The sequence below is a fragment of the Pseudomonas koreensis genome (assembly GCF_012986595.1).
Taxonomy (GTDB): Bacteria; Pseudomonadota; Gammaproteobacteria; order Pseudomonadales; family Pseudomonadaceae; genus Aquipseudomonas; species Aquipseudomonas koreensis.
The window spans coordinates 553,067-572,484 of record NZ_JAAQYM010000005.1 but is presented as its reverse complement, the minus strand read 5'-3'; the positions used below and the strand labels follow the sequence as shown (position 1 = coordinate 572,484).

Below are 19,418 nucleotides of genomic sequence, written 5' to 3'. Positions count from 1 at the left end.
CGCTCATCGAGGTCGACTCCGCCTTGCATCTACCGCCTTCATTGCGACCTCCTACAGCGTGAAGCGCTTTAGGCTCTAAAAACAGAATTAGCGTCATCCGAGGTTTTTGAAATGAATGTTTTGATCATTGGCAGCGGTGGCCGTGAACACGCCCTGGCCTGGAAAGTGGCTCAGGATCCGCGTGTGCAGAAGGTTTTCGTCGCACCGGGCAACGCCGGTACCGCGATTGAAGCCAAGTGCGAGAACGTCGCTATCGACGTGCTGGCCCTTGAGCAACTGGCCGACTTCGCCGAGAAAAACGTTTCCCTGACCATCGTCGGTCCGGAAGTGCCGCTGGTGGCTGGCGTGGTCGATCTGTTCCGCTCCCGTGGCCTGGACTGCTTCGGCCCGACCGCCGGTGCTGCGCAGCTGGAAGGTTCGAAAGCCTTCACCAAGGATTTCCTGGCTCGCCACAAGATCCCGACCGCCGACTACCAGAACTTCACCGAGATCGAGCCGGCCCTGGCTTATCTGCGTGAAAAAGGCGCACCGATCGTGATCAAGGCCGATGGCCTGGCCGCCGGTAAAGGCGTGATCGTCGCCATGACCCTGGCCGAAGCCGAAGACGCCGTGCGCGACATGCTCGCCGGCAATGCGTTCGGCGATGCCGGTTCGCGCGTAGTCATCGAAGAGTTCCTCGACGGCGAAGAAGCCTCGTTCATCGTCATGGTCGACGGCAAGAACGTCCTGCCGATGGCCACCAGCCAGGACCACAAACGCGTCGGCGACGGCGACAGCGGTCCGAATACCGGCGGCATGGGTGCCTACTCCCCTGCCCCGGTGGTCACCGCCGACGTGCACCAGCGCGTGATGGACCAGGTGATCTGGCCGACCGTGCGCGGCATGGCTGACGAAGGCAACGTCTACACCGGTTTCCTGTATGCCGGTCTGATGATCGACAAGGCCGGTAACCCGAAAGTCATCGAGTTCAACTGCCGCTTCGGTGACCCGGAGACCCAACCGGTGATGCTGCGTCTGCAGTCGAGCCTGGTGCTGTTAGTCGAAGCTGCCCTCGCGCAAGCGCTGGACAAGGTTGAAGCACAGTGGGATCCACGTCCGAGCGTCGGTATCGTATTGGCCGCCGGCGGCTACCCGGGCGACTACGCCAAAGGCGCAGCGATCAACGGTCTGGACGCGGCCGCCAGCCTGGAAGGCAAAGTCTTCCACGCCGGTACCGCGCTCAAGGATGGCAACGTAGTAACTGCCGGTGGTCGCGTACTTTGCGCCACTGCCATGGGCGCCAGCGTGAGCGAAGCCCAGCAGCAAGCCTACAAGCTGGCCGCCGCCATCGACTGGGAAGGCTGCTTCTACCGCAAGGACATTGGCTACCGCGCCATTGCCCGTGAACGTGGCGAAACCCAGGAATAAGCTGTCCTTCACGTCCGGCGCGGGATGCAGTCCCTCGCCGGGCTGTTCCGCCGCGGCGCATCGTTATATTCTGGCATCAACCTACGAAGGGATTTCGCCGTGCGCTGGCTCAGGATTGCCATAAGTTTCACCGTCACGTTGCTGACCTTGCTCTGCATGCTTTCGGCCCAGGCCGCGCAAGGCAGTGGCTGGTCGGTATTGCTTGACGATCAGGGCAATCTGCAACTGAGCGACATCCGCTCGGCCCGCTACACCAATCAATTCAGCCCCATCGAACTGGACCGCCTCACGGCCGCCGAGCCCGATGGCGCACTCTGGCTGCGTTTCAAACTGACGCCGGGCAAGCACGAACAGGTGCTGCGGATCTTCGCCCCCGACCTGTCCAGCGTCAGCCTCTACGTGCTGGACGGCGACAAGCTGATCGAGCAACGCAACTCCGGCACCCGCCAGCCGCAGGTCGAACGACCGCTGCCCAGCAGCGACTTCCTGCTGCCGCTGCCGCAAAGCGACAAACCCCTCGATATCTACCTGCGGATGGTTTCCGACCATCAGCTGCGTCCGCACATCACCCTGCAATCGGCAGTGATGAGCGCTGCCAACCAGAACCAGACGCTGATCTTCGGCCTGCTGTTCGGTTGCCTCGGCATGTTGCTGCTGCATAACGTCGTGCGCTACGCCTACTCGCGCTCGCGCAGCAGCCTGTGGCTGGCCATCTGCGAAGGCCTGCTGGGTCTGAGCCTGCTGCTGTTGCTCAACCTCGCCGGTCCCTGGTTGCCGAACTGGCACGCGATCCAGACCCCGGGCGCTTATCTGGCGCTGCTGCTGACCGCCCCGGCCGGGCTGATGTTCGCCCTGCGCTTCTTCGCCCCGCTCGGCCCGCACCCGCTGAACAAACTGTTGCTGGGCGACATTCTGTTCATCGTGATCTGCAGCCTGCTGCTGTTGTTCGTCAACACCCTGCCGCTGAACATCATCACCTACGCGCTGGTGGCTCTGGCCGGCCTGAGCATGTTGCTGGTAGGTTTCTATCACTGGCAGAAGGGTTACCGTCCGGCACGGCTGTTCGTCGCCGCAATGGTGGTGTTCAACATCGGCACGCTGATCATCCTGCCGGCCTTGCTGGGGCTGACCCTGGTTGCACCGCAAGGCCTGATCATGACCCTGATGGCCTTCATCTGCGTCAGCGGCCTGCTGATGAGCATCGCGCTGGGTGAGCGCCAGCGCAGCATTACCGAAAGCCGTTTCAGCATCAGCCGCGACCTCGCCGCCAGCAACGCCGAGATCAACGCCAAGGCCGAGTTCCTCGCCAAGATCAGCCACGAGATCCGCACCCCGATGAACGGCGTGCTGGGCATGACCGAGCTGTTGCTGGGCACACCACTGTCGGTCAAGCAACGCGACTACGTGCAGACCATCCACAGCGCCGGCAACGAGCTGCTGACGTTGATCAACGAGATTCTCGACATCTCCAAGCTCGAATCCGGACAGATCGAACTGGACGACGTGCAGTTCGACCTCAATGCCTTGATCGACGACTGCCTGAGCATCTACCGGGCCAAGGCCGAACAGCAGAACGTCGAGTTGATCAGCTTCATTCAGCCGCAAGTGCCACGCGTCATCAGCGGTGACCCGACCCGCCTGCGCCAGACGTTGCTGAGCCTGCTGGAAAACGCCCTGAAGAAAACCGACGAAGGCGAGGTGCTGATCGTCGTCGCCCTCGACGAGCGCAGTGTCAAACCGCGCCTGCGCATCGCCGTGCAGGACAGCGGACAGCCGATGGATGCGGAAGAGCGCGATGCGCTGATGCACGCCGAACTGCACAGCAAGCACTTCCTCTCGGCCAACCGTCTGGGCGGCAACCTCGGGCTAGTGATTGCCCGGCAACTGATCCGCCTGATGCACGGCGAGTTCGGGATCAAGAGTGGCGCCAACCAGGGCAGCACGTTGTGGCTGACCCTGCCGCTGGACCCTGACCGTCTCGAACACCCGACCTCCGACCTCGATGGCCCGTTGCAGGGGGCGCGGGTGCTGGTGGTGGATGACAACGACACGTGCCGCAAGGTGCTGGTGCAGCAATGCAGTGCCTGGGGCCTGAACGTCAGCGCCGTGCCATCGGGCAAGGAAGCGCTGGCGCTGCTGCGCACCAAGGCGCACCTGCGCGACTACTTCGATGTGGTGCTGCTGGACCAGAACATGCCCGGCATGACCGGCATGCAACTGGCCGCCAAGATCAAGGAAGATCCAAGCCTGAACCACGACATTCTGCTGATCATGCTCACCGGCATCAGCAACGCGCCGAGCAAGATCATCGCGCGCAACTCCGGGATCAAGCGCATCCTCGCCAAACCGGTGGCCGGCTATACGCTCAAGACCACGCTGGCGGACGAACTCAACCAGCGCAACAAAGGTCAGGTGGTGTTCCAGCCGCAGGTGGTCACCGCCGCCACGGCGGCCAAAGTGCCGAGTGATTTCCGCATCCTCGTCGCCGAAGACAACACCATTTCCACCAAAGTGATTCGCGGCATGCTCGGCAAGCTCAACCTGCAACCGGACACCGCCAGCAATGGCGAAGAAGCCCTGCAGGCGATGAAAGCCCAGCGTTACGACCTGGTACTGATGGACTGCGAAATGCCGATCCTCGATGGCTTCTCGGCGACTCAGCAACTGCGTGCGTGGGAAGTCAGCAACCAGCGCATCCGCACGCCAATCGTGGCGCTGACCGCGCACATCCTCGCCGAACACAAGGAACGTGCGCGCCAGGCCGGGATGGACGGCCATATGGCCAAACCGGTGGAGCTGTCGCAGTTGCGTGAGCTGATCGAACACTGGGTTGCGCAACGCGATCAACAGAATCGCGCCACCACGCAACCGTCCTGAGCCGACAGACGCCGTAGCGCCTGATAGACTCCGTCACGACTTCCTCGCCAGTGAGCCAGCACCATGCTCCACGTGTTGTTCAGCGTTTACCTGAAGATGCTGGTGCTCTACAGCCCGTTCTTCGTGTTGTCCTGCTTTATCAGCCTGACCCGTGGTTATTCGCGCAAGGAGCAACGGCGCCTGGCCTGGAAAGTCGCGCTGGCCACGCTGATCTCCAGCGTGTTGCTGTACCTGTTCGGCCGGGTGATCTTCGATGTGTTCGGAATTACCGTCGATGCGTTCCGCATCGGTGCCGGCAGTGTGTTGTTCATATCCGCACTGGGCATGGCGCAGGGCAAACCGGCGGTGCAGGCCGACAACGTGCAGCAGGACGTGACCATCGTGCCGCTGACCATTCCGCTGACCGTCGGCCCCGGCACCATCGGTGCGCTGCTGGTGATGGGGGTCAGCCAGCCGCATTGGGACGACAAGCTCACCGCCATCATGAGCATCGCCCTGGCCAGCTTCACGGTGGGCGTCGTGCTGTATCTGTCCAACCGCATCGAGCGCATTCTCGGTGATCAGGGCTTGCAGATCGTCAGCCGCTTGATGGGGTTGTTTGTCTGTGCGCTGGCGGCGCAAATCATCTTCACCGGGGTGAAGGGCTATCTGGTTCCTTGAGAGACAATGCAAAAAGCCGCGAGTGGAATCACTCGCGGCTTTTTTCATGGCTCAGGATTGAACCCTCGGGTGTCAGACTTCGTTCGAGGTATCCATTGCCACGGCCAGGTCACAGGGAGCGCCGTCGAGGGTCGCCAGTTGCCAGCCGTTGATCAGTTCCGGCACTTTGAAGTACCGATAGTCGCCCCACAGGTGAAGTTGCAGATCCAGCAGTTGCCCTGACATGTGCCCCAGCGACCGGGCATTGCGCAGAATCAGGCTACGCCCGGAATCAGGGTCCGTCAGCACCAGATGCTCGCCTGCCATCACCACTTGCCAACGATCAAGCTCGCGCATTTCCAGGCGCAGCTCGCTGCCGTTGGCGGTTTCCGCCCGCTGCAGATTCGGCAGGTCGACGACCAAGCAGTCCAGCCGGTCCCAATCGGCAGACGAAACCGAGCAGCTCATGCCATCAAGTCCGAATCCGAGCAACAGCGTATCGACCCCTTCTACCAGCAGATCCTGCACTCGAGTACGATAATCCGCACTGTCGATTATCAACAACGCCCCATTACGGCGCGCGCTGATCTGGCGCGTGAAGAGTTTTCGGTCATTACTGAACAGCGTCGGCTCAAAGGCGTCGTACATCAGGAAGCGACTGTCTGGCAGCGCTCCCAGGTAGGTGACCCATCGCCCATCTGCCCTGCCGTCGACGGATTGCAAATGTCGCGCCGTGGCGTCATACCAGTTGAACATGCCCATCCGGGAACCTGCGCGCAGAAACGGCACATGAGGTTGACCTTCGATCAGGCTCTCGATCCTTTGTTGTCGAGTCTGCCCATGCGCGGCGGCATAGACGAATTCGTTGGCCACAGCGCTGATGCGCGCCGGCTGGCCCTCCTTCAGTTCAAGGATCACCCCATCATGGGTGCGCCCCTGCAAACCACTGTCCAGCGGGCTGACGCTTGCATACGTCCACTCTGCCCAGACGCGCTGCGGTACTTCCAGAGCCCCATCCCCTGACCGCCGGATCGCGTTGCCGAACAGCGCGCGCATCTGCTCCAGCGTCTGCAGCGCCTGACGGAAAACATGCCCCGTACCGGAGGCGAATAGCCAGGCAGCGGTTTTGTCCGGAGTCTGCGAGACGAGGTGCAGATCGCGCCCCTGCCCGGAACCGACCAGCAATATTTTCCCTTGCAGATAACGGGCAGAGAGCGGTGCACCGACGTCATCCGACAGCCCGAGAATATCGAAGCCATCGGCCCGCTGCTGCTCCACCACGCGCGTCAGGGCCTTGATCCAGTCGTCCTGCGCACGCAGCCATTGCTCACTCAGCGCACGCAGTGTCAGCGTGTCATTGCGCAAATCGAACACCAGACCCTGCGTGGTCTGTGCCAGATGACCATCAGCCGTTGCCACCACGCTGTCGACATCGCTGAGCATCAGCCTTAATGAACCGCCCGAGGCATCCGCGTTGCGTTGCCAGGTGTACAAGCCTTGCTTGCCGCCGTCATGAAAGACCATGCCGTGGCCGTCGTCATCGAGTGGCGAGGCGATCAGCAAGGGATGCTCAAGCCCCAGGTCTTTGTCGGTCACGAACCAGTCATCGCGCACGCGAATCCAGGCATCGAGCATCATCCTCGGATGGGAAATCCGGAGCGAGATGAATTTGGCGGTAGTTGCCGAGCGGATATCTTCGACCATCGAAATCGAACCGTCATCGTCCCTTTCGTAGGTGTTGAATCCTGCGATGAACGAATTCCAGCCCGGCCATTTGAAGCGACTCAAATCGACAGGCTGGACGCCTTCCAGCTGCGTGGAAACCGCGACCAGTTCGACTTTCTCCTGATCCAGCAGGTATTCGAACTGAAAGGCGACACCATTCAGATCGGTGACCTGCTGAACCACCTGAATGGCTCCGCCGACGTCCTGACACGAGAGCACTTGCGAGGGTTTTAACGGGCTGAGCAAGCGATAGCGGCGGCTGACTCGTCCGGTCAGCGCGTCGACCCGCCACAGCGTCGGCTGATCCGGGTGATAGAGAAACACTTGATCACCGAACACCGCCGCCAGGCGGATCTGCGGGTTGAACGCGTGTGGCAGATCCCGGCCATAAAGGATGCGATCGGTCGCGCTTTCAAACCAGGCATTGGTGTGCACCGGCCATTCAGGATCGACCAGCGGCACCTTGAAGTTGTGCAACGGCAACCACGGACTGGCAAGGCGATGAGTGTGATTGAGGCGGGTCAGATGCCGGGCAATGGCAGCGGCGTCATTCTGCTCTGGCAGATTTTCCTCCAGCAGGATCAGCCGCTGTTCGAGCCAATCCACCTGGTACGTCTGCCCCTGCGCGAGTTCGACGTAAACCTCAGCACCGGCGTTGCAGTGCACCTCGGTAGTGCCCAGTTGCAAGCGCAGACCATCGACAGCGGCCTGCGCATCATCCACCCAGCTGGCAGCAATGACCCAGCGCAGTGATGCCGGGTCCCCGGTGCTGGACAACTGCACATTGGCGACGCCCTTGGCGAGGGACAACGCATACTGTCCCGTCACCGCCTCGATGTCATAGGACATTTTCCCATGCCATTCGACCGGTAGCGGCGGAACATGAAGCGACCGGCATTGTTCATCCAGCAGCACCTTGACCTGCGTTCCGTGGTACTTCGGGAAGAGTTTTTCAACGCAGTATTCGAGGGGGGTCGAGGCATCGAACCAGAATGTCTGATGACCCTGGCTGTCCTTTTCCAGTTCGCGAAATTCGTCGAAGCCCTGGTCATGACGATGGGTAACACCGGGCATCAGTTGGTAATCAATACCGAAGGTGCAGGTCGGCGTGCCGGGCAGAATCAGCGTGTGAATGTCCCACGGCACCGCACTCTGCGCAGACAGGTTCCAGCGCTCGCGGATATTGATCGGCGGCTGCTCGTCCTCCCCGAGGATGCTCGGCAGTCCCCAACCTCGGCGCTCCGCGCTCAACAACAACTGACTGCCCATGTGCACGTGACGGATGCGCAGATCGATGCCCGTGATCACCGCATCCGGCAATGGCTCGAGTGTTCCCTGAACGACTTGGCAAGCACCGTTGCTGTACGCTGATTTCAGGGCATAGATGTACTGGCCGACCTGCTGCGCGCGGGCCAGGATCAGGCTGTAATTGCGCGCCAGCGCGCCGATTCCGAAGCCCAGTCCCCCGACAATCACCGCCAAGGGTCCGGCGACCGCAGCGAACGTTCCACTGGCGGTCACGGCACCCGCACTCAATGCCAGCGCTGTCGCGTCGAAACTCAACTGAACCGCCGCCGCTGTTCGCGCCGGAACGCTATCCGCGGTCGCCAACTCGATGATGTCAAATCCAACGTTGGCCAGCGCGAGCAGAACACCCACCCCCTCGCCGAGCACCCGCGAGCCCAGTGAGGGGGCGAGCGCATTGGCCGAGGCTTGTGCTATCAGGCGTTCATCGAGCAACGCCAGTTCAACCAGCTTGACCACTGAAACGACATCGGACACCACGCCGTGCAGAAGCTGGCCGTAAATCACGAAACTGTGCAGACGCACCGCCAGCGTTGCCGTTGAGGTTTGGGCGTCGGCATGTTTATTCAGCAGTTCCAGCAGGGCCATGATCGCAAAGCCTGCGTTCAACGTGTGAATAGCTTCCGGGGCGTGGGGGCTTGTCTGCCCGGGGATTTTTTTCAGTGCCTCGAAGCGGTCGCTCAACCAGAATTTGATTTCCTGAAAACGCGGATCATCGACGGTGATGCCGATGACCTTCGATGGGTCCTGACGGTTGATCAGCGACAGCGTCCATTTCCCGGGGCCCGCATTTTTTACGGTTTCATACAGCACCACACTCTGCGGATCGAGGGTGTGGGTCGCGAACAACTGACGATTCGCCGATTCGATCATCTGCGCAAGGCGCGTGCCTTCCAGCTCCGCCAGGCCGCGACCCAGTTGCGCATTTTCCGACAGTGCACGGGAACGCAACGCGGCATGGTGTTGCCACGGCACGACTGTGCGTTTGCCGGCCACCGGCTCGCTGCTCAGCAGTTCTCCCGCTGTCACCTTCGAAGGTAATGCCTTGTTGGCGATGTTCGATCCATCGAGGGCAATCATGTCGAACAGATCGCTGCTCGCCTCCTGTACGCCATAGAGTGCAGCCAGTTGCTTATCTGCCAGCGCCGCTTCAATGCCACGCCGCAAATGGTCGGCCTGGGCGAACTCATACACGGCGAAGTTCGGATCGTAGAAGAAATACGAAACGCGGTTCCCTTCGACGACTTTGCACGCCAGCAATGAGTGATTTTGAGTGTTGAACATGATGCTGGCGGTCGACGATTTCGCCTCCAGGGTGCGAATGACCGTCGCCAGGTCTGCCGCGCCGAGTTTTTCACCGAACTGCGCCATGGGCACACCGCGCATTTCATCCAGAACCCTCAGCAACGCATGGGATTCAGGGTCTTGCGGGGCAAGGTTGGTGGTGGCCAGTTTGCCGATCAAGGTGCGCTGTGCGGCTCGACCCTGCTCCAGCGCAGCGGCCATCAACAACGCCAGCGGGTAGCAGCGCCGTCCGGGATCGCCCTCGCCATACAACAAAAGATCCTGCGGCAACTGCTTGGCGGAGACAGCGCCGGCCTGAAACAAGCGCGCACGAAGCGGGCCGCCACGCTGCAGGATCGAGGCCCGATACTCGTCTCTTGCCACCGATTCGACACGGGCGATGTGCTCGCCCCATTGGCGGACACTCAACGGCTCGACCAGGGCCTGCGCTTTCAGCAGATACGCATTCTGCGTGCGTATCGCGCTGGACAGCGACGCCTTGAGCCCCGCCTCGAACGCAGACGGACTGCGCTCGCGCAAGGTCTGTTCGATCTGGTCATAACGCGCGGCGATGCCGCGATCCTCGGTGTTGGCAGCCAACGACCGTGTTGCCCTCCAGGCCTCGGCAAACCCCGCATCGTCCAGATGCTGTGCGCCGAACAGGCCACCGAACACCACTCGGTGCAAAGGACTCAATTGCTCTTGCGGCAACCTGCCGCTCGCCACCCGGGTGAACGCTTCGTTCAGATTGCCCAGCGCTTCGGCGCCGACCGATTCCGGCACCTCGGATGATGGCTGCGCGAGGATCTGCTGGCGTTGATCAAAGCTCAGGTAAAACGGTTTGCGGAAGGTGATTTCGCCGCTCAGGCGATCATTCATGGCCCGCCTGAAAGGTTCGCCCAGATCATCGAGCAACTGTTGCAGCACCGGCACCAGCAATACCGGTCTGCCCTCAACGACCGGCCAGCCGCGCTTGAACGTCAGGGTCTGTTCCTTGAGCAGATCGGTGAGGTCGCCGACGTAGCGGGACTTGAGTTTGCCCGACGTCCACTTTTCCTTCTCCTTGGCCAGCCACTCTTCGGGATTACCGTTTACGGTCCAGCCGCTGATGAATTCTTCCTCGGTAAAGACGTTGTAGCCTTCAACCAGTTTCAGGCGATCGCGGATGGTTTGCGACAGGCCGGGCTGCAAATGAATGTTGCTGTAGTGGTCCACTCCGTTTGCGGCAGCCCCAGGACCGGTTAGCGTGATGGTACCTCGGGCCTCCAGGCGGATGCCGTCCTGGTAGTATCCGAAAATGGCGTTGATCAGTTGCCCCCGTACAGATTGTGGAAGGCGTCCCTGGGCGGTAATTTCATCAACGACATCAGTGATCGTCGTAAATAGATGGCTCTCATCCGACCAAGGAATGCTGTTGATACGCATCCGGTGCTCAGTCTCATACAGGCAGTCATAGTTGGAACGGATCATCTGCATGATCGAGTCGGTCATGCCGCTGTCGGGTTGAGCCAGGAAATGCGCATTCATTTCGCCTGACACCTGCAAACCTCTGGCAGTGCCCAGTCGGATGGCATCGTAAGGTACAGACGCATCTTGCGGCGGTTTGAACAGATCCATTGCATTGGGGCGAGTCTGAGCAAATGCGCGCAGTGCTTCCAGATGCTCAACCGGGATGTCTCCAGTTCTGTCGACGTAGCGTTGCCGATCCCGCCCTGGCAACAAGGCGTCGTTATAGTTGAGCAGCAACTGCAGGACGCCTACTTTTGCTGTTTCGCTGAAGCCCGCGATATCCACTCCACCCGGCTTGTCGATCAAAGGTGGCAAGTAGTCCATGTCGCTGTAACGCCCTCCCTCCAGATGCACAGCCTGCAAGCGCACCACGTCACTGGCCGCAGCAAAGTTGCCGCGCAGGGCGATTTCTCGCTTGTAGACGTCATTGAGGTAATGATCGGCAAACGCGTGGCGCACGTCGCGCAACTGCAAATCCGCGCCCACTACGGCGTGATGCGAATCGAGACATTTCTGGCGAAAGGCCTCGAGCGTGCCCCGGTCCTTGCCGTAAGCGCGGACCATCAGATCGATCCGGCCCAGATCCGCGCGTCCGTTCCACTCGGGCCGATTGAGGTGGTCAAACATCTGCTGCTTGAGCACTCGGGCGCGATTTTCAATCAGTGCTGACAGCGCGCTCTGACTCTCCAGTTCAGCCCCGCCCGACTCCATCGCATGCACCCGCGCACTGTCGAGGATCACCCGGTTCATTTCGAAGGCCAGCACCGCATCGCTGTCATACCAGAGATTGAAGGTGTAGCCCTGCGGCGCCAGCACTGTGCGCCAGATGTTCATGTAATCGCGCTGATTCGGCCCGACCTCACTGCCGCCCACCCAGACAAAGTGCATGATCCGGGGCACCGATTTACCGGGCGCCATCACCTCCACCGTCGCAGACAAGCGCTGGTGATAATCGACCAGTTGCTGGTGATAGTCTTTCCACTGAACATTTTCGGCGTCGGCAAAGTCCGTTTCGAAACTTTCTTTAAGCAGTCTGACCGCTGTCAGTTGTTCAGTGAAACTTTTTGCCGAAACCGCAGCGTCGTAATAACTCAACGCCTGTTCCCTGTAGGCCCCACCGCTATTTGTTGAGGCTATCGACGCCAACTCGGTTCGATCCAAAGCCGTCGAAAAACCATCACTTAAAACCAAGACTTTAAAATCGCTCAACTCCATCAAACTAAACTCCCTGTTTTTCACGCAGACATAACCGCCCCGACGACTTATTCGCCGCGACTTATAAAAATTCAATTTCGACAAACCAACTACAACCACTGAGCTATTCAAAATCAAATAGGCCAGGTCAGCTTTACATCACCGAGTTCAGCCCTCGACAGTGACGCTCAGCAACTCCCCGAGAGTTGCAACCGGGTTCGTCGCCTGCCGCTCGCGCAACGTTCGAACCAGACGCGACACCGCGACCGAAAACTGCCCGTCAAAGCCGAGGAACACTTCACCGCGCAGCAGCGGATCAGCGCTGCCGGCATCGCGGAAAATCAGACTGTGTTCGCTGTCCGGATCAACCACCACCAGATGCTCGCCGAGCATTTCCAGTTGCAGTTTGTTCGGCGCGTCCAGCGACCAGTTCAGCTTGCCGGGGATCGTGACGGCTTCACTCGCCGCATGCCGGCAATCGACGATGACCGAAACGAGCCTGAACCAGAGTGTCCTGGACAGATGAAACGTCACCGCGCCCTGCCCCAGCCGCAGGATCAACGTATCGACACCGTCGGGCAGCAGCGGGGTCAAATCAGCTATTTGTTTCTGCCCCTCGACCACCAGCACCCGGGCTTTTCTCTGCAGATAATCGAAAGGGCCGATGCGTCGCGCCTTGGGCAAGGCATGCACAAACCCCGCGCGACGGTCATGCAGCAAGACCTGCTCCTGAAGCCGTGTACCCAACAAGTTGAACGCTGGGGGCAAGTCTTGCTCGGCGACCTCGATCAGCCGCGCGTTCTGCACGTCGTACCATTGCAGGCGACCCGGCCCGGATTCCACCGAGATAAACGCTTCGTGCTCGTCCGTCTCCAGCAACAACTGCAGTCCCTGGACCAGGTGCTCGCCCTGCTTGACCACCCAGGCATGGTTGACGCCAGTGATCCGTTCGCTTTCCCCAAACGGCAACGCCAATATCACCCCGTCGACCGTGACGCCGCGCAACTCGGCGCCGTTGAGGCTCACGTCGGCAAACCGCCATTCCTCCCAGGGTTGCTGCGACGCCGGCAACACCTGCGCATGCAGCAATTGGCTGCCGTCGCCGAACGCGTCGGCCAGCAAGGAAGCATCAATGAATGCCTGGGTTTTCAGTTCACCGCTGGCGGGTTCGAATAACCAGGCCTGGCGTTTATCCGGCGTCACGCCGAGCAGCCGGGTGTCGCCGCTGCGGGTCGACTCACTGAGCAACAGTCGCTGGTCCACGTACCACGCTGCCAGATGCGGATTACCCTGCTCGTTGCGTAATCCGCACACGGCAAAATGCTCCACCGGGTATTGCGCCGCCACCGCATCGAGCGCAAGCCACCATTGCCGCCGCCCATGCAGCCACTTTTCCGTCAGACCGCCAAACTGGATGTCGCCTTGCGCATTCAGATTGAAAAACAAGGCACTTTCAGTGAGTGCCACATAACCGCTGCCGACGGGCAACAATTCGCGCAAGCCTGCGGGCTGCACCCATTTGTGTGACCAGTCCGAGCGGCCGTCGGACAGAGTTCGTGCCAGTCGGCACAGGCGTTGCGCCAAACGATCGTAAATCATGAACACGTCACTGTCCGGCGCCAGGGTCAGCAGCATCAGATCGTTCAGGTTCTTGATCGAATCAGCCCAGCCACGAGCACGTTTCGGCCGCGGAACCGGATGAATCAGCAAGCGGTCACGCTCGCGCACCCACACCATGTCCCTTGAGTCCGGCGCAAACTTCCACGACACCGACACGTACGCGGCCGGCTCCCAATCGACGGTGGTCGCGCCATCCTGGCTCGGTGCCGGCGATTGCCGGTGATAGCTGCCCAGCGCCTGGTCCCAGTCGGTCAAGGTTTCATCGGCAAACAGACGGGTACTCAGTTCTCGGTTGATGTCGTGAGTGGCCGAACTCAACAGCAGTTGCCCGGAATGAATCAGGAAGTTGAACTGCCGTGGGCCTTGCCCCGCCCCCGTATATTCCTGGACCACGTGAATCACCCCGTCGGTATCGGCCTCGACACGGCTCACTTTGCCAGTGCCGGGCATTTGCAGCAGCCGATAGACATGCCTGAGCAGCCCGCTCACCGCATCGACCTGCCAGACAAGAAAACCCGCCGGCTCATAAAAATAGGCAAAGCCGTCGCTGACGGTGCCCAATAACGCCTTGTCGCCCTTCACCTGCTCATTGCGCACGTACACAAAACGATCTTCGGCAGCGTCATACCAGGCCGTGGTGTAACGCGGTTTTTGCGCGGATTCGAACGGGATCAGATAGCGATGCACAGGGGTGTAGGCCAGGCTCAGACGATGCGCCCGGGTCAGCGCTTTGTAATGCTCGAGCAGCGCCGCCTCGTCGAGGCCCGTCGGAGCGGTGTCTTCCAGCAGGATCAGTGTTTGCGTGTCGCGATCAACCCGCATCAGTCGTTGCCCGTCCAGCCTGATGAACAACTCGCTGCGGCCACTGCCGGAAAAACTCAGCTCGATTGCGCCGAGCATGAGATTGCCGTTTTTGAGGAAACGCACCTCTTGCGCGCGTACCCAATTGGCCGTCAAGACCCAACGACAAGCGGTCTGCGGCGGCGCGAGCAGTCTGACCTTGACCCCGGGGCTGAGACTGAGCCGGCACGTGCCACCGGCGCCTGTCAGCGCATACGTCACGTTGCCCTGCCATTCCTGCGGCAGGCGAGGCACCACCAGTTCGCGATCAGAGCCATCCAGCAGCACCTTGATGACCGTTGGCTGGCAGGAAGGAAACAGGCGATGGACGATGTAATGGGACGGAAAGGAGTAGAACGAAAACAGGAATTGCCAGTTGCCAGCGCGATCCTTCTTCTCCAGGCGGCGCGCGATATCAAAGCCTTTGTCGTGCCGCAGTGAAGCGAACGGCAGTGCCTTGTACTCATAGCCGTAACAGGTCTGCGGCATGCAGGGCAGCACAATGGGCTGCCCCACCGGCAGGACCCGCTGGATACGCTCAGGCAGGCCCAACTGCTCGGCGATATCGATTGCGTTCGCGGTTTTCGGATCGTACCCCGGCACACCGAAATGGTCGCGCAGCCTGAACAGCTTTGGACTTTTCAATAGCAGTTGCCCGCCCGGCAGATCCAGCGTATCGATACACAAGGACGATGGCTGTACCACCCAAGCCTGCAAAGCCTTGTCATACCGGTAGCCAACGCCATAGGCGCCATGCTGAAGGCCGTCGAAGAACAACCCGACCGCCTGCGCATCCCGGGCGATGTTGGCGAACCCCTGGGCAAGTGCCGCCACGCCAACGGCCAAACCGCCGAACACCGCTCCCACGCCGCCCAGTACCGCCGCAGCGGTCGCGGCGCCGCCGGCAGCTGCCGCCAACCCGGCCCCCGTCAGGGCGAGGCCGCCGGCATCGAACGCCAGCTGCGTGCCCGCCTGCGCTTTCTCCACCTCGTCTTGCGCCGTCGCCAACTGGTAAATATCGAAACCGACATTAGCCAGTCCAAGCACCGCGCCGACCCCTTCGTTGGCGACATGCCCCAGCGCTTCGCCAACCACTGGCGCACAGGTGCGGGCAATGGCTTTTTCTTCGCTCAAGGCCGTCTTGACCAGTTTGGCCACGCCAAGCGCATCGATCACCGTGCCGTGGGCCAACTGTGCGTAGTTGACGTAGGCATGCAGGCGCACCGAAAGCGTCAGGGTGCGGTCGCTGCCTTCACGGTTGCGCAACGCATTCATCAAGGCCTGGATGGAAAACCCGGCGTTGAGGGTGTGGACACTGGCGACCTCCATCGGGTCCGCCAACCGGCCCATTCCTGCGGGTTTTCGCGCCAGGGTGGAGAACTGTTCCGAGAGCCAGTTCCTGATGCGCAGCAATCGATGCTCATCACTGATCACTTGCGTCACGAAATCCCCGCTCGCCGGATCGAACAGGCTCATCTGATAACGGCCGTCGGGCAAGACTTGCAGCGTATCGAACACCGGCACCAGCGCCTTGGGCGAGTCATGCAAATCCTGCAGTTGCGTCGTTACATGGGCGATCTGCTGCCCCCACCAGCGGCTGTCCAGTTCCAGCAGGCAGCGGCCGAGGTGGGCGTTGTCGATCAACGACTGACCGTGCGCACTGGTCAAGCGTCGGCGGATAGGTCGCGGCGAGGGCAATTGCGGCAGGGCATCGGCCGCCAGCAACTGCGCCACCTGGAAGCCCGCCGACACACTGAGGCCGGCCACGTCCTGCCCCCGCACCTCGATCAGATCGAATTCGGGCGCCGACGCGGTGCCATAGGCGGCGTAGTACCCGGCCATGCCCTGAGTCAGGAAAAAATGCTTGAGCGCCTGCTCGAACATTGTCGCGTGGGCGAACTCGAACAGGCCGAAGTTGGGATCATAGAAGTGAAAGGTCGTCCGTCCGGCGTCAACGGTTTTCGCCAGGAGCATGGCGTGATTATCCGAGTTGAGCATCAACGTACAGGTATCGGGATAGCGCTCAAGCGTCGCGCTGACCTGAGCCAGGCCGACACGTCCCAACGCCTTGCCCACGTCCTTGAGCGGCACATCGCGCAATTGCTCCAGTGCCTCGAGAAACGCCCGCGAATCATTTTGCCCGGGCTCGAGGGCCGCCAGAAAAAACCGCTCGCGCAAGCGCCGTGAGGCGGACTCGCCCTTGCTCAGCGCCGCACTCATTACCAGCGCCAGCGGATAACAGCGCCCGCCGAGCGCCTCGCCCTGACTTTGCAACAGCAGATCCTGCGGCACCAGTTTGACGGTGCTTGCTTCGAACTGAGCGAGCACCTGCTCGACCCGATCCTGCACTTTTTCCCGGTGTTCCAGCGTTGCCAATTGGCGAATCTGTGCGACGTGACGGCCCCATTGGTAGGCCGTATGAGCCTGGACGAGAGCCGCTTCCTTGAGCGCCAGCGCACTGCCGGCCAGTTGTAGCGGCTCATCGGACACGCTTGCGATTCCGGCCATGAAGGCTGGGGTACGCCGCTTGTACATCTGCCGTTCGATGACCGCGTAACGGTTGGACGCACCGAGTTCGCCAACGCTGTTGGCGAGGTTGTCGAGATCTTCGACGAGCAGGTCGAAGCTGCGATTATCCAGCGCCTGTGCACCGAGCAGCAGGCCCAGTGTCAGACGTTGCAAGGGGCTGACCTGGTCCAGGTGGAAAGTGCCTTTGGCCATTCGGCCGAGCAACTCGTCGATGCCGATCCGTTGCGTCTGCGGATCGCTCTGCGACGCCGGGGGAAACATCTGCGCCGGCTGCGCGCGAATGGCCTGGCGATCATCGAAGCTCAGCGGCAGCGGTTTGTCGAACCTGACAATGCCGTCATGACTGCGCCTCATCGCCTGCACGAAAGGTTCGCCCAACTCGTCGGCGAGGCGCTGCAGCAAATCGGTCAACAATACCGGACGACCTTCAATCACGGGCCAGCCCGCGTCGAATTCGATGGCCGGTGGCATGAGCAACTGCTCCAGATCGCCCTGATAGCGCGTCGGATACTGGCCGGCCTGCCAACGGGCCTGCTCGTTGGCCAGCCATGCCTGGGGATCAGTCGCGTTGTCTTTCCAGGAGTGATCCAGCTCCTCTTCGGTGGCGCGATTGACCATCGCCACCGGGGCAATGGGCAACTCCTCGCGCGCCATCCGCGCGCCGTCAGGGGTCAGGTGCTGCCGTTCATAATCCGCCATGCCCGAGCGCATCGCCGCAGGGCCTGTCAGGTAAATGGTGAACTCACTCTGCAGGCGTATGCCGTCGCTGAAGTAACCGGCAGTGGCTGCTGCGAGAAAATCGGCGTTGATCTCCTCTTCCTCCGACAGTTGGCTGAACGGTCCGTAGGTTCGCTCCAGCACTTCACGGGCGAGCGGTTTGATCTTGTCAAAGTCTGTCGGCGCGATGTTGCGCTGGACGCTCAGCCGAGTGACTTCGTCGAGTACTTCATAGTTGAAGCGCATACGCTCGATCACCGCGCCGAGCATCGCAGCATCAGGATGAGCCAACAGAAAGGCGTTGCTCAACGAGGCACTTTCCTTCACCGCGCGCAATTCATGGGGGCGCGCCAGCGCTTGCGCCGGAGGCAGAAAGACCTGGCCCAACGGCGGCGCGCTTTTGGCAAATGCCTCCAGCGCCCCGCGCGACGCTGGCGGAATGCGTTCGGCATAATCCCGGTAGCGGCTGCGGATAGCGACGCGCCCGGGCATCCAGGCGGGGTTGTGATTGAGCAACAGTTGCAGCGCCCCCCGACGCGCATCGCTGCCCCAGGCGCTGATGTCTGTATCACCCAGTTTTGGCGCCAGTGGCGGCAGATTATCGACATCGGCGTAAAGCCCGCCCTCACTGAACAGGACTTCGGCACGCACCACGTCCGACGCGGCGGCAAGGTTGCCGCGCAGACGGATTTCACGCTGATAGATGTGTTCCAGACGCGACTGCAACGGCTGCGATGCATCGGCCAGATCGCGCAGATGCAAGTCACCGCCGTGCAGCGCCAACAGGCTGTCACGATTGTTTTGTCGCAGTATTTCCAGGGCCTCGGCGTCCTGCCCATAGGCACGGCTCAGCAGATCGATCCGGGCCTCATCCGCCGCTTGCCCCTGCGCGACGGCGGCATTGATGTGAGCGAACATCTGCTGTTTGAGCACTATCGCGCGCGCTTCGTACAACGTGGCCAGTTGATCTTCAGTGACGGGACCGCCATCGGTCTTGCGCAACGCGTCCGCCTTGGCGGCTTCAACAATGACCTTGTTGGTCTGGTAGGCCAGCAGCGCATCGCTGTCATACCAGAGGTTAAGGGTGTAACCCTGCCCGGCCAGCACCTGTCGCCACACATTCAGATAGTCGTGCTGAATCGCGCCCATGCCGCCGCCGAGCCAGACAAAGTGCAGGTTTTTCGGCACGGCGCTGGGCGCGGTGTTGATCTGCTCGATACCAAAGCGCAGACGCGTTTCAAAGTCTTCGACCCGGTCGCGGATCTGCGCCAGATTCGGTGCCACCGGCGATTGCTGATCGCTCGCACGCCGTACCCGGATATCCCCCAGCAATAATTCAAGTGTCTGCTTGAGCAGGGCCACGGGTTCGATCAGCTGTGGCGAACTCAACTTCCCCACACAGGCAAAGTAATAACGCAGTACCGCCTCGTAAACATCGTTGCCTTTGTGTGAGCTCAAAGCGTCTTCAAGATCTTTCAACTTGAAAAGATCGACGAATTTTACGAAGTGTTTGCTGCCTTGCTCGGTTGATTGCATTGAATTCAACTGCCTCTTTGAGAGTTCGTGATAATCCAGCCAGAACGTCCAGGAATTCAGGACAACAGCGTGAACTGTCTAACCACGACTTAAGGTTCCGAAGTCAACAAACTACCGACGGGCAACGCTCCGCTCAAACAGGAAAAAATTCAGCAAGTTTCATAAAACATGGATAAGAGAAGAACTAATAAAGGATGTAACCTGAGTGCCATGTCACCGAACATTTCATTGAAATA

Annotated in this window: 5 protein-coding genes; 3 read left to right on the top strand and 2 right to left on the bottom strand. The window is 60.7% G+C overall.

What is annotated here, in order from left to right:
* Window positions 1-111: 111 nt before the first annotated feature.
* From purD to HBN98_RS18365, 3 genes are all read left to right on the top strand, one after another.
* Window positions 112-1,407, top strand: a complete 1,296-nt coding sequence (gene purD / locus HBN98_RS18375) for a phosphoribosylamine--glycine ligase (protein WP_064585777.1) — start codon at window positions 112-114, stop codon at window positions 1,405-1,407.
* Window positions 1,408-1,506: 99 nt separating this feature from the next.
* On the top strand, window positions 1,507-4,284 hold the full coding sequence (locus HBN98_RS18370) for a hybrid sensor histidine kinase/response regulator (protein ID WP_064585776.1): 2,778 nt from the start codon (window positions 1,507-1,509) through the stop codon (window positions 4,282-4,284).
* A gap of 63 nt (window positions 4,285-4,347) precedes the next feature.
* Window positions 4,348-4,944, top strand: a complete 597-nt coding sequence (locus HBN98_RS18365; protein WP_016771870.1) for a MarC family protein — start codon at window positions 4,348-4,350, stop codon at window positions 4,942-4,944.
* A gap of 72 nt (window positions 4,945-5,016) precedes the next feature.
* Here the strand turns inward: HBN98_RS18365 and HBN98_RS18360 are convergent, their stop codons facing one another.
* Together HBN98_RS18360 and HBN98_RS18355 are read right to left on the bottom strand one after the other, a co-directional pair.
* On the bottom strand, window positions 5,017-11,841 hold the full coding sequence (locus tag HBN98_RS18360; protein WP_162276292.1) for a TcdA/TcdB pore-forming domain-containing protein: 6,825 nt from the start codon (window positions 11,839-11,841) through the stop codon (window positions 5,017-5,019).
* Between the two features lie 267 nt (window positions 11,842-12,108).
* Window positions 12,109-19,104 carry a TcdA/TcdB pore-forming domain-containing protein gene (locus HBN98_RS18355; protein WP_308425043.1) on the bottom strand — a complete coding sequence of 2,332 codons (6,996 nt, stop codon included), beginning with the start codon at window positions 19,102-19,104 and terminating at the stop codon, window positions 12,109-12,111.
* Window positions 19,105-19,418: the final 314 nt, after the last annotated feature.